This window comes from Microcoleus sp. AS-A8 (assembly GCA_039962225.1).
In the GTDB taxonomy this organism is placed as follows: domain Bacteria; phylum Cyanobacteriota; class Cyanobacteriia; order Cyanobacteriales; family Coleofasciculaceae; genus Allocoleopsis.
Genome location: JAMPKV010000009.1, coordinates 158,579 through 171,542 on the forward strand (window position 1 = coordinate 158,579; position 12,964 = coordinate 171,542).

12 protein-coding genes are annotated in these 12,964 nt (G+C 47.6%); 5 read left to right on the forward strand and 7 right to left on the reverse strand.

Annotated elements, in window-relative coordinates:
- Positions 1-114 precede the first annotated feature (114 nt).
- Complete coding sequence (locus NDI48_16190) at positions 115-720, reverse strand: SMI1/KNR4 family protein (GenBank protein ID MEP0832715.1); 606 nt, start codon at positions 718-720, stop codon at positions 115-117.
- Positions 721-998: 278 nt separating this feature from the next.
- Here NDI48_16190 and NDI48_16195 point away from each other — a divergent pair, with 278 nt between their 5' ends.
- On the forward strand, positions 999-1,427 hold the full coding sequence (locus NDI48_16195) for a gamma-glutamylcyclotransferase (protein ID MEP0832716.1): 429 nt from the start codon (positions 999-1,001) through the stop codon (positions 1,425-1,427).
- 99 nt (positions 1,428-1,526) lie between these two features.
- Here the strand turns inward: NDI48_16195 and NDI48_16200 are convergent, their stop codons facing one another.
- From NDI48_16200 to NDI48_16210, 3 genes are all read right to left on the reverse strand, one after another.
- Positions 1,527-2,441, reverse strand: a complete 915-nt coding sequence (locus NDI48_16200; GenBank protein ID MEP0832717.1) for a branched-chain amino acid transaminase — start codon at positions 2,439-2,441, stop codon at positions 1,527-1,529.
- A gap of 216 nt (positions 2,442-2,657) precedes the next feature.
- Positions 2,658-4,838, reverse strand: a complete 2,181-nt coding sequence (locus NDI48_16205) for a tetratricopeptide repeat protein (protein MEP0832718.1) — start codon at positions 4,836-4,838, stop codon at positions 2,658-2,660.
- A 270-nt stretch (positions 4,839-5,108) separates the two neighbouring features.
- The gene (locus tag NDI48_16210) at positions 5,109-5,744 is read right to left on the reverse strand and encodes a L,D-transpeptidase family protein (protein ID MEP0832719.1); all 636 of its coding nucleotides are present in this window, start codon (positions 5,742-5,744) and stop codon (positions 5,109-5,111) included.
- Positions 5,745-6,298: 554 nt separating this feature from the next.
- Here NDI48_16210 and NDI48_16215 point away from each other — a divergent pair.
- Entirely contained in the window at positions 6,299-6,529 is a 231-nt protein-coding gene (locus NDI48_16215) for a hypothetical protein (protein ID MEP0832720.1), read from the forward strand.
- Between the two features lie 433 nt (positions 6,530-6,962).
- On the opposite strand, the gene NDI48_16220 is transcribed toward NDI48_16215, so the two are convergent.
- Positions 6,963-9,008 (reverse strand): tetratricopeptide repeat protein, encoded by a 2,046-nt coding sequence (locus NDI48_16220; protein ID MEP0832721.1) that lies wholly within the window; start codon positions 9,006-9,008, stop codon positions 6,963-6,965.
- An 855-nt stretch (positions 9,009-9,863) separates the two neighbouring features.
- Positions 9,864-10,049 (reverse strand): hypothetical protein, encoded by a 186-nt coding sequence (locus tag NDI48_16225; GenBank protein MEP0832722.1) that lies wholly within the window; start codon positions 10,047-10,049, stop codon positions 9,864-9,866.
- Between the two features lie 124 nt (positions 10,050-10,173).
- On the opposite strand from NDI48_16225, the gene NDI48_16230 reads away from it, so the two are divergent.
- Both NDI48_16230 and NDI48_16235 read left to right on the forward strand, forming a co-directional pair.
- A complete protein-coding gene (locus NDI48_16230; protein MEP0832723.1) occupies positions 10,174-10,461 on the forward strand; it encodes a helix-turn-helix domain-containing protein in 288 nt (95 codons plus the stop codon).
- A 162-nt stretch (positions 10,462-10,623) separates the two neighbouring features.
- Positions 10,624-11,559: an ADP-ribosylglycohydrolase family protein gene (locus NDI48_16235; GenBank protein ID MEP0832724.1), complete on the forward strand. Its 936-nt coding sequence runs from the start codon at positions 10,624-10,626 to the stop codon at positions 11,557-11,559.
- Between the two features lie 94 nt (positions 11,560-11,653).
- Here the strand turns inward: NDI48_16235 and aroB are convergent, their stop codons facing one another.
- Positions 11,654-12,751 carry a 3-dehydroquinate synthase gene (aroB, locus tag NDI48_16240; protein MEP0832725.1) on the reverse strand — a complete coding sequence of 366 codons (1,098 nt, stop codon included), beginning with the start codon at positions 12,749-12,751 and terminating at the stop codon, positions 11,654-11,656.
- A 92-nt stretch (positions 12,752-12,843) separates the two neighbouring features.
- On the opposite strand from aroB, the gene NDI48_16245 reads away from it, so the two are divergent.
- Entirely contained in the window at positions 12,844-12,939 is a 96-nt protein-coding gene (locus NDI48_16245; GenBank protein MEP0832726.1) for a cytochrome b6-f complex subunit PetL, read from the forward strand.
- Positions 12,940-12,964 lie beyond the last annotated feature (25 nt).

A 12,964-nucleotide genomic window follows, 5' to 3' on the forward strand; every position in this document is an offset into this window, starting at 1 on the left:
CTATCTGCCTTTGCTTGTTGTATTTTGACACATCCCTGATTCACAATAGTGGGTTAGTCGCCGTGCTACCCTACTACTGTTGTGATTTTTTCTTCACCTTTTGATTTTTAGACTTTATTTCCCTAAGATATCTGCTAAGGAGCTATCTAACCAATCTTCATACCAAGTCAAGAAATCAATTTGGTTGTCTTCATAATAGAAGGGGCACCAACCTTCTCCAGCTGTCCAAATCTTCCCTTTCTGTTCTCCGCTTACCACCAAAACATACATCCATCCACATCCTTGATGACAGATAGGCAAGGAACCACACAAGGGATAATCTTCATCTATAAAATAAAAAGGTAGGTCTCGATTTCTTTTATGAATACAGTCTAAGGCGTCCGATTCCTTCAGAGGAAAAGGCTCCGATAAGAAATTTAACCCAAAATTTTTGATTTCTATTTTTATTTCTGCTAGGGATTTTTCTAAAGAAAGAATTCCATAACAAGGTCCTGCGCCGCCATAACGCCCTGAACCACCATTCCCTATATGTAAGAGAAAACTACGATAGTCTTCAGGTAGAGTTATTTTGTACTGCTGTTCAAAATTTGCCACTTGTTTTTTAGTCAGACAGGCATTGAGTTGGTATCTATGGGCTTGAGCACCAAATAGTACACAATCTTTGTCTTTCTGTTTAAGCAGGTTTATTTTTTCTTTGAGAAGTTCTATTTTGTTATTCATGGTCTGCGAATATAGCGGTTCTCGGTTGGATGCGGTACACTCTGACCTCTCGGAAAAACGTCTCTCCACCTCTCCCTAACCCTCTCCTGTATAGGAGAGGGAAGCGGTTCGATTTTTTTAGCCCAGAGAGGCTTTGATTCTTATCTCTCTTCCCTTGTAGGGAACCGGAGCGACCGGAGTTCTTATGTGAGGATGAGGAGTTGGGGGTTAGGTTATTGTGGTGTACTTTACGCAACTGAGAAATGCTATAGTTAGCTTGCTACAAATATACTACATTTGTGTCTAATGAGCAAACCTTGAATAACTTAAAAATCTTTGTCTACGGTACTCTTAAGCCAGGGGAGTGCAATTATCAACGGTACTGCACCCTTAAGGTTGTAGAGGCGAAAAGAGCGATCGCCTATGGTCAACTGTATCACCTATCGCTGGGCTATCCAGGGATGATACTTGGAGACGGTCAAGTTCAGGGTTTTTTGCTAACCTTTGCTGATTCCGCCATCTTCGAGAGTCTGGATGAGCTAGAAGATTACAAGCCGAACCGCAGGCCGGAAGACAACGAATATAATCGAGAGCAAATAGCAGTCTATGACCAGGCAGGGCAATCACTGGGCTTGGCTTGGGTCTACTTCATGACACTAGAAAAGGTACAGGATTTCCAAGGTGTTCTCATTCCCTCCGGGTGTTGGAGTAGCAACGCTCATATCTGAAAATGGGGAATGGAAAATGGGGAATTGCGTGTTCTGTAATTGATATTTCATAGTTTATCCTTCACACTTTATCTGACCCATTTCCGATTCCCAAAATTCTTAGTCAACAGAGATGGGGAATACCCAGTCTTGGTACTTAGAGTCTCGATTCTCTGTAATAGCCGTTAGCTTATCTCTGAGTCTTCCCGTAATCGGTCGGTTCTGGGATAATTCATAATTTTCCACTCGTTTCACTGGGGTGATTCGGGCGGCTGTCCCACTCAAGAAAACTTCCTCCGCTATCAATAACTCTGATTTATCAACGGGTCTTTCTTGGATTGGAATCCCTAAGTCTCTGGCCAGGGTTAGGATACTATCTCTGGTAATCCCCTCCAAAATATCTTGATCGAATCCAGGGCTAATTAATTGTCCATTTCTCACGATAAAGATATTCATCCCAGAGGCTTCACAGACTTTACCTTGAGCGTTGATCAGAATAGCTTCATCAAAACCTGATTCCACTGCTTCCGTTTTTGCTAATGAAGAAGTAATGTAAGCGCCACTAATCTTGGCTCTTAAAGGTAAGCTACGGTCTTCTTGACGATACCAAGAACTAATACGACAGCTAACGCCATCTGGAGATAAATAATCTCCCAACTCTAGCCCATAAACAAAGAAATCTTTTTCGATGTTATGTAGTCTAGGTGCAATTCCTAAATCGGATGTGTAGACAAAAGGCCGAATATAAAAAGAAGTAGTCGGGTTATTTTTCTTAACAAAATCAACGATAACCTTCTGAATTTTATCAGGGGGTAAATTGTAATTAAGAACTTTAGCGCTATTGCTTAATCTTTGGCAATGGCGGTCTAAGCGAAACAACAGAATTTGCTTTTCATTTTGAGGGTCAGTGATTCCCCTTAATCCCCCAAAGGCTCCAGTTCCATAGTGTAGTGCATGGGTGGCAATGGAAATTTTAGCTTCGGCGAAAGGGACAAAATTGTTTTGAAAGTAAGCGATGGGCAAAAAATTATGCATTGTCAGCGTGAAGGATGAGTATTACCATCAAGTGAAGATTAGTCTAATTTAATTCAAACTCCACCTTGAGGACTATTGCTCAGCTTAGCTGATGTTGGTAATAAACTCCATGAGCCGCGACTTCAGCGAGCAGAAGAATGTAAATTCATCTTCTCCCCTAAAGTTCCTCTCCACAGGGAAAGGGTGAAAAACTTGTGTTCTGACCGTCATAGCGCCCTAACGCCCTAGCTTTTCCCGTGCCAGCTGGCGCAGGTGAAGGATGTCTGGGTTATTAGGTTGAATTTTCAGGGCTTTGTCCATAGAAACGATCGCGTCATCGAATCGTCGGAGTTCCCAGAGGGCGGCACCCCGGTTCCCCCAGGCATCGGCCAAACCTGGCTTGAGTGCTGTTGCTTTATCAAAGGCGGCAACGGCCTCAGTGAAGCGACCCACTGCCAAGAGTGACACGCCCAGGTTATTCCAGGCTTCCGCAAAATTGGGTTTGAGAGCCGTCGCCTGCTGGTAGAGTATTAGCGACTCACTGAAGCGCTCCTTCTGGTCGAGGGCGCTACCTTTGCTCCACAGGGCTTCTGGGTACTTATCGTTGATGGCGAGAGCTTTATTGCAAGCTACGATCGCATCATCCGGTTGTTGCACGGAATTCAGGCTGTAGCAACGTCCCCAGTGAGCTTCTGCCAGTTTAGGATTGACCGCGATCGCTTGGTCATATAGTTCGATCGCTTTCTGGAACTGTCCAGCTTCCCGTGCGCGATCGGCTTGCTTCACGAATTCTCCCACCTGGGGGGCTGCCGGAGAAGGAGCCGATTTAACCACCGCTGGCACTGAGGCCGGTGCAGATTTTGTAACGGGAGGTGCGGCACTGGGAGTCGGAGACGCTTGGGTGGCAACGGGTGAACCAGTAGGAGAAGGGGATGCAGACGTTGGGCTAGGTGTGGGCGTTGCATTGGGACTTGCCGTGGGTGAACTCGCCTCTGTTGGTGATGCAGGCGTTTCATCAGGTGTCGTGCTGGGACTCGCTGTTGGTGTACTGACCTCTGTGGGCGACACAGACGGCTCAGCAGGACTTGGATTAGAACTAGCCGCAGGTACCTCACGGCGGTCAACTGTTTGATTGGCAAATTGCGGGGATAAGAAGGTTTTCGTCATCAAAAACGTCGCCCCCACAGCCCCTAAGACAGCCAGAATCGACAAAGGAATGATCAGTCGTCTCTGGCCTGCTTGGGGTGCAACGACAGTGGGCACTGAACTGACAGATGAGTGCTGAGGGCGCTGGAATTGACCCACAGGAACCGTGGGGTCTGTTTGGCTGTTTGGTGTTTGGGAGTGAGAGGAGGAGGCGGAGGGTACCCACATATTCGTCGCCGATTGATCCATTCCAGACCCCGTATATTCAGTCGTTTGGGGCTGTGCGATTGGGTTTGTGGGTGCTTGCCCTAAACCAGAACCGGTTGATTCGTTGGTGCTGGCTGAGGATTGCCGTGGTTGCGTCGGCAGTTCTCCCAAGCCTTCAGATGAGAGCGGGGAAATCGCGCCAAACTGCGTTCTTGATGTTGATAAGTTTCGCAGTGCCAAAAGTGCTTCTGCTGCTGTGGGGTAACGAACACGGAAGTCATAGCGCACCATGTGGTCAAGAAACTCCGCGAGTTCAGAGCTCACATGAGGGGCGCGATCGCGCCAGCTAATTTCCCCCGTCTGAGCGTCTTCAGCCAAGTTCCTGGGATGAATCCCCGTCAACATCTGAATCGCAATGATGCCAGCCGAGTAAATATCGCTGCTAAAGCGGGGGTTTCCGCCCAATTGTTCTTTGGGGGTGTAACCTTGAGTGCCAATCGAAATCGTCCTTGTCTGCCCCGTCTGGGGATTAATAATTTGTGCGCTGACTTGCTTGACCGCCCCAAAGTCAATCAGGACAATTTTGCCATCTCGTCGGCGACGCATCAAATTAGAAGGCTTGAGGTCGCGGTGAATTACGTTTTGCTCGTGGACAAACGTCAAAATATGCAGAAGGTCTTGCAAAAAGGCAATCACCTGAGTCTCCGACCAACGCTGTCCCCCCTTAATCTCCTGAGTCAGGGGTTCCCCATCAATTAATTCCTGGGCGAGATAAAACTCCTGATTTTCTTCAAAGTGTGCCAATAAGCGGGGAATCTGGTCATGGTTGCCCAACTGGTAGAGGACTCTGGCTTCTACATCAAACAGACGTGTTGCCGTTTGAAAACTTTCGGCATCACTAACTTGGGGCTTAAGCTGTTTAACAACACATCGGGGATGATCAGGTAGGTGCAGGTCTTGCGCCAGAAAGGTTTGACCGAACCCACCCGCCCCTAGTTCGCCAATAATTTTGTAGCGTCCGCCTAGGGGCTGATCTGGGTTTGTTCGTTTAAATAGAGTTCTCATACTTTAATTCCTCTACTCTAAGCCAGCCAAAACTAAGTGAGTAAAGCACTTTCGATGCTCACAAAACTTACAACCACTGACAGAGTTTCAGGGATCAGTTATCTCACTTAATATACACACCCGCTCAGCTTTGAGACGTTGAAATCGATCAAATAGATGCCCACCTGTGTTTTCAGTTTAGGCTACGGGCGTTGAAAAATTGAAGCGATCGCCCTTTGGAGGGGGATAACTTCTTAAAATCTGAGGAACTCAAACTTCACGCGAATTTTCTTAAGGCTTCACCGTGACGGGTGTACCCATTTTTACCTGTTCGTACAAGGCAACGACATCTCGATTACGCATCCGGATGCAGCCGTGGGAAACTGCCTGTCCCACCAACTTTTCGGCAGGAGTGCCATGAAAGCCAATGGAGTTACGTCCATCCGTCCAAAAACCGATCCACCTGACTCCCAAGGGATTATTGGGGCCTTCCAAGATAACTTTACCTGTCCAAGGCTCCTCCCAAATGGGATGGGGCTGCATATCCATCACTTTATAGTTACCTGTGGGGGTTTCCCATCCCGCTTTGCCAATGCCGATCGGGTAACTGACTTTCAATTTTTTGTTCTTATAGACATAGACTCGGCGATCGCCTAGTTTAATCACCAAGTGAGTATCCTTACTCAGACTTTTTGGATCGATCGCCTGAGATGGAGGGTTCACCGAGGACTTTTTAGAAGCGGGCGGTTTTTGTTTACCAGAAGGCTTTAGAGGCTGAGGTGGGTTGGTTGCCCCCGTCTTTTTGGCAAGATTGGCTGTCTTTGCTGGCGGCTGAGGTGGGTTGGTTGCCCCCGTCTTTTTGGCAAGATTGGCTGTCTTTGCTGGCGGCTGAGGTGGGTTGGTTGCCCCCGTCTTTTTGGCAACGATGGCTGTCTTTGCTGGCGGCTGAGGTGGGTTGGTTGCCCCCGTCTTTTTGGCAACGATGGCTGTCTTTGCTGGCTGCTGACGCTGGCTGGTTGGCGTCGTGTCTTTCAGAGCGATGGGTGTCGTTGTTTGGGGCTGACGAATGAGGATCAACATCATTCCACTCAAGCCGAGCAACATGAAACCTGCAACTTGGAATTTACCTCTCAGCATCGCTCATTATTTTTGGCGAAAGAATATTTAGAAGAATCAGGGTTCTCTAGCTACCCTATAACCAGTCTTCCAGAAATCTATTATTTTTTTCCGGATGTTTTTTCTATTAATTGTATTAATAATATATAGGTTTTCTCAGGATACTTTTTTACAGAAAAAACCTTGCCAACCTTGAAGGCTGTTGTTAGGTTGGTGTCTGATTATCGACGATTTAAAGTGAGGAGAACGTGCGGATTCATACAAAGACAGTATTCACAGGTCTAATGCTACCACTGTTAATTTCAGCAGTGTCAGCATATCCAGCGAGCGCTATCAATTTAGATGATTCAAAGTCACCTACATTCTTGCTAAGTCAAGCAACTCAGGCAGGGGAACTTGCCGGATCTATCAATAGCATTAGCGGTGAAACAGTAGAGTTTGCCCAGTCGAATGGTCAAACCAGAAACATCACCATTAGTCGGCGAGTCATCAATCGGCTGGGTTTGAGATCAGGCTCTCGAATTGCCGTAAGACTCAATTCGCGGGGTGTGGCAACGACCGTGAGGGTAATCAGACCGATAAGAGCGCTTGGGTAACACAAAAAAATGCGACGGGGAAGTTCATTTCTGAAAGAAATTGGAGCAACCGTCGCTCCGTCATTATTTATTAGTGATGGGTCATTCCTGAACTGCTCTATTTTTCTTTACTAAAATAAAAATATTAATAAATAATTGAAGTCCTTTCTGATTGATTTAAGCGGTCAGTAGAGAAAGGATTTTTTGGGCATACTCAGAAAGTTATAGCCATTGTCATATCATATTCGGTTAATTGCCCCTAAGAAAATCCTGTTCGTAGTAGGCGGTTGATTCGCCCTCACAAGAAGACTAAAGTTATCACAACAAAATCTTCACAGATTAGGGTTTTATTGCTGGACACTATATCACTGCCATAAACAGTACAGTTGCATATGATATGATCGCACTCATAAAAACAACCGTTTTGGCATAAACACAAAAATTAAATCTCTATTTATTGTTTGCCTTTTTCTTTCTTATTTTTGCCTTTTTCCTGGTCTTGGTCATCGCTATAGCGACCGAGTTTTCGCCGTAACTGCTGCAACAAATTATTAGCGTTTACGTGATTGGGGTCGAGTTCCAGAGCCTTTTCTAGTGAGGCGAATGCTTCATCGTAGCGCTTGAGAGCCTGAAGGGCATTGCCCCGATTAGCCCAGGGATCGGCCCAATCAGGCTTGAGTTGAGTTGCTTTGTCCAAAGCCGCAAACGCCTCATCGAAGCGATTCAATTTCAACAGAGCGACTCCCTGATTATTCCAGGCGTCTGCAAAGTCGGGCTTAATTTGCAGCGCTTTCTCGTAGAGTTTGAGTTCTTCCTGGTAGTTCTGTTCTTGGTGAAGGGCGTTACCTTTGCTCCACAGTGCTTCTGCGTAGTTGGAGTTAATGGCAAGCGCTCGATCGCAAGCGGCGATCGCCTCTTGTGGCTTGAGCATCTGATTCAGGCTGTAGCAGAGTCCCCAATGAGCTTTTGCCTCATTGGCATTGAGTGCGATCGCTTTTTCGTAAGTCGCGATCGCTTCCTGATAATTTTCAGCTTCCCGCAGGCGATCGGCTTGACTCAGGAGTTCTGTTGCTTGTTTGGGATCGGTACTTTTATTTCCACTAACAGCGGCAACACTATTCCCTTGGGAGGCGGTTTGAGGAGTTGGAGGGAATAAGAAACCCTTAACAACCCAAAAACTGGCACCCAGTGCGACAACGCCACCCATAATCGGCAAAAGCTTAATGGAAGATTTCTGCCGGCTTCCTTGTAACGTTACCGTTGGCTTTGATCCGACGACAGGCGGGGAGATCCACTCGGGGCCAGTGGCGACGGTAGGCTCTGAGTGTTGAGAGCCTGATGTGGGCGTAGTGGGCTGGGGGAACGGTTCGGTGCCAGCAGCAACCGTGGGTTCTGAGTGTTGAGAGCCTGATGTGGGCGTAGTGGGCTGGGGGAACGGTTCGGTGCCAGCGGCAATGGTAGGAGTGGAGTGCTCAGAGGTTGGCGCGGCATTGGGTGCCGTTGGCGGGGTAGGACTCGGCGCGACGCCCATGATCGGCACTGTCGCCCCAGTGGCTGTGGGAGGAGCTTGCAGTTCCAATCCAGGGACTGCGCCCGATGCTTCTGGCAACGGTTGGGGGAGAGGCACAGATTCCAACAAGTGGGCGGGTAAACTCCGCAATGCCTGTAAAGCATCTATCGCTGACACGTAACGAGCGCGAAATTCATAGCGCACCATCTTGTCAAGGATAGCAACGAATTCAGGACTGACCTGTTGGATGCGGTCATGCCATACCACTTCACCCGTATTCCCATCTTCGGGCAGGAGCCTAGGGTGAACTCCGGTTAACGCCTGGATGCCAATCATGCCAACGGCGTAGATGTCGCTACTAAACCGGGGATTTCCCAGCAACTGTTCCTTTGGCATGTAACCGTGGGTGCCAATGGAAATCGTCATATTGGTTCGTCCCGTTTTGGAATTGATCATCTGGGTGCTGACTTGCTTAACGGCACCAAAGTCAATTAGGACGATTCTGCCATCTCGTCGGCGGCGGATGAGATTGGATGGCTTGATGTCACGGTGGATCACCTGCTGTTGATGGACAAACGATAGGACGTTTAAGATATCTTGCAGCAGGGCGGTCACTTTAGCCTCCGGCCAAGGCTGACCCGATGCCAGTTCCTCGGTGAGTGGATCTCCCTCAATTAATTGCTGGGCTAGATAGAACTCTTGATTATCTTCAAAGTGAGCCAGTAGGCGGGGGATTTGGTCGTGATTGCCTAGATTATAGAGAACTTGAGCTTCCGTATCGAACAGTCGTCTTGCCGTTTGCAGACTCTCAACATCACTCACTTGAGGCTTGAGCTGCTTGACCACGCATTGGGGTTGACCCGGCATGTGCAAGTCGTGTGCGACAAAGGTTTGACCAAACCCACCGGCGGCCAATTGACTAATGACTTTGTAGCGTCCGCCCAGGGGTCGATCTGGATCGGTCGGCTGAAACATACGTAAAAGGTTCATTCAGGTGCATCCCAAATTTGCAAGGATATAGCTCAAGCACGCCTGTAAAGTTTATTTCACCAATACCCCAGGAACTAGATTGGTTAATTAGGATGCACCCATTGCCCTGGGCGGTCTTTTATAGCCCTTCTCGATTGGATGAGGTACACTCTGACCTCTCAGGAAAACCTCTCTCCTACTCTATGAGTGAGGCTTTGATTCTTAATCCCCTTCCCTTATAGGGAACCCGAGATGACCGGAATTCATACGAGGATGAGGAGTGGGGGGTTAAGTTATTGTGATGTACTTCATGCAACTGAGATCTGCTATTTCTTAGAGCAATTGTTATTTTACTGACTTAACGGTTTAACGATGTAATTTGAGGTTGGTGTTCAAGCGTGGTACGCCTCTGCTGACCAATGGACATGGTTAATGGGGCACCCAGGGATTGTAGTAGGCAGATGACAGACCGGCTGTATTTTACTCTGGCAGGCATCTACAACCAAGCTACTCAATAGAGGCGTAGCCATCCGGACTTCTTTACCAGTATACGGTTGGATTTAGATAAAACTCCAGATGTCTTGCGGTTTCAACCACTGTTCTAGCCTTGGTTTCAGCTAAATTTTGAGGAGACGGTGGCGAGAGGTTCCGGCAAAACATGTTGACTCCTGCAAACAGAGATAAGCAGGGCAAACTCTACAGGAACCTCTAGCTTTTTTTCCGACTAAATAAATATCATGTCCCGTCAAAAAACAACACGATGCGGGAGTTTGTAGTGAGTCATGGGAGTCTGCGGGGAATGGTGCGATGAAGCGCTCACGACAAACATGCTTCGATTAAGGGTAATCAACTGGACATCTGATACGTTGCAAGGGTTTATCCTTCGATTCCTGATTGAGAGTCAAAGACCACGACAAAGGAAGCGTTGGGTATTTGTTGGCGTAAAAAGTGGACGTGTCCGTCTGCATCAGAGCGATGACGGAACCGACCCACAATGGTTCGTTGCATATCGGGAAGGAGGCGGACAATCGTCCAAGCTTGGAGACGTTCTTTGTAGCTCATAGAATCCCTGGAATCCATTATGATGAAGACACTGAAAAACGAGGCAGACCTTTACCGGAAACGCAGGTGAGTATCGAGGGGTGTCTGCCCACTGTTGTGTTCGTGAAAAGATTACTACAATCGATTGAATGAAGCGATTGTTTTGAATCGCGTATATGATGATATGTCAGCGAGAAAATCAAGTCAACAGCCAGAGGAAAATGACTCTCCGTTGAAAAGACTGCGCGAACAGGCAAATCTGACTCAGGAGCAGTTGTCAGTTCGTTTAGGAGTATCCACGTCTACGCTGAGGCGTTGGGAAAACGGAGATGTTGAACCGGCAATGACTCGCGAACAGTGGACAGTATTTTGTGAGTTACTGGGCGTTCCGTTTGAGCAATTACCGCAAAAGTTGAATTTGCGATCGCAATAATCTCTGATAGTGAGAGGTGACCAGAATGCGATTGATTTTAATAATCTTAACTATTATTTATCCCTAAAATTGATTGACTGGTGCGTTTTGTAGCTAACCGAAAAGACGCAAATTTCAATGACTTTGCCAGAATTGGGTTATCCCATCGAATAGTAATTCCAAATGCAGCTAATTGAACGTTATCGTGGCAGTCTCTTGGGCTTGGCAGTGGGAGATGCACTAGGAGCACCCATAGAGTTTAGACAACCCGGTTCATTTACACCCATTGACGATATGGTTGGAGGCGGTTCATTTGATGTGATGCCGGGACAATGGACGGATGATACTTCAATGGCGCTGTGCTTGGCTGATAGCCTAATGGAGCAACAAGGGTTTAATCCCGTCAATCAATTGCAGAAGTACGTTCGCTGGTTGCGGGAAGGCTACCTCAGCAGCATCGATCGCTGTTTCGACATCGGCAACACGACGCTAGACGCGCTAACGCGGTTTGAAAAAACCCAGGAACCTTATTGCGGTCCCACAGACCCCCGCAGTGCTGGAAATGGCTCCATCATGCGCTTAGCTCCAGTACCTTTGTTTTACGCCAAAAGACCTCTAGAAGCGATTGAAAAATCGGGAGAGAGTTCGCGAACAACCCACGGAGTAAGGGCAGCAGTTGATGCCTGCCGCTATTTTGGGGCGCTTATCGTTGGTGCTGTCAATGGGGTTAGTAAGGAAGAACTGCTTTCAGAACGCTACAGTCCCATCCCCGGATACTGGGAAGAAAACCCGTTGGTGGAGGAAATCGACGAAATTGCTGCGGGGTCGTTCAAACACCGCCAACCCCCAGAGATTCAAGGTTCAGGCTACGTGGTCAAATCTCTTGAGGCGGCGTTATGGGCGTTCTATCAGGGTAATTCTTTTCGGGAAGCATGTCTGTTAGCTGTTAACTTGGGCATGGATGCAGATACAACAGGTGCTGTTTGCGGACAGTTGGCAGGAGCGTTTTATGGGGAGATGGAAATACCAGACTCCTGGCGTTCTCAGCTATTTCGCTCTCATCTGATTGAGTCTATGGCTGATAACCTCTTTGCTCTAGCTCAATCTCCATCGTTGTAACAGCACTTCTAGGCAAGCAGTGCTGCAACAGGTTTCTCGGTATCTGCTTGATCTGTTGTTTTTTCAAAAAACGTGGGGGATAATCAGCGATCGCTCATGGCTGCATTTGCCGCAACACTTGCCGAATCACATCCGCAGGCACTTGATCCGTTATCGTTACGGCACCAATCTGAGTTGGCAGAATAAACCGCACCTTCCCATCTTTCACCTTCTTATCAGTTTGCAGACTATCCACAATCGCATCAATATCCAGTTCCTTGGGTAACTGAGTCGGTAATCCCGTTTTCTCAATCAATGCGTCTTGGCGCTGTGCCTCCTCTGACTTCCACATCTGAAGTTGCACTGCAATCTGACCGGCTGCAACCATGCCAATTGCCACCGCTTCCCCATGATTCACTAACTTATATCCCGTCAAGCTTTCCACCGCATGACCAATCGTGTGACCATAGTTGAGAATTGCCCTTAACCCCGCTTCTTTCTCATCTTTGCTAACAACATCTGCTTTCGCTTGACAGGAACGAGTCAGGATCAGAGACAACAACTCCTCATCCACATAACGCAGTTGATCGAGACGCTTTGTCGCTTCTAGTTTGTCGAATAGCTCAGCATCCCAAATAATGCCATATTTAATTACCTCTGCCATGCCCGCCCGAAATTCACGGGGTGGTAATGTTTTTAATACCAAGGGGTCGATCAAAACAAATCGCGGCTGATAAAACGCCCCAATTAAATTTTTCCCTTGGGGATGATTCACTCCCGTCTTGCCACCCACCGAGGAATCTACCATTGCCAACAGCGATGTCGGCACCTGTACCACGTTAATCCCCCGTAACCAGGTAGCGGCTGCAAAACCTGCCATATCGCCAATTACTCCACCCCCCAAAGCGACGATGGTAGAGGAACGCTCTAAGCGGTTTTCTAATGCAACATCGTAGATTTTCTGCACCGATTTGAGAGTTTTGTAGCGTTCTCCTGCTGGGAGAGTACAGGTGGATACCTCATATCCCACTAACTTTAGGGCTGCGATCGCACGTTCACTATATTTCTTGAATATCACAGGATTGGATACGACCAAAACCTTCTTCCCCAGTTTTAAGCGGCTCATCCACACCCCTACATCATCCAATCCACCAGCCACTACGGCAATCTGATAAGACTGCTCCGGCAAATTCACACCAATCACAGAATCCATTGCGCCTTGACCCCTTCCGATCACTTGTGCGCTGTATTTTATCCCACCCAATGATTCAATGGAGATATATGATTTTTTGTGGAGAAACGTAAATGTCTGGAGTCGTTGCTTACTTTCTATTGCTCGGTGGTGCCACAGGTGTTGCTCTGGCGCTCTTTTTTGGTTTGAAGGCTGTCAAATTGATTTAACAGGCACTTGGGATTGGGACTGGGG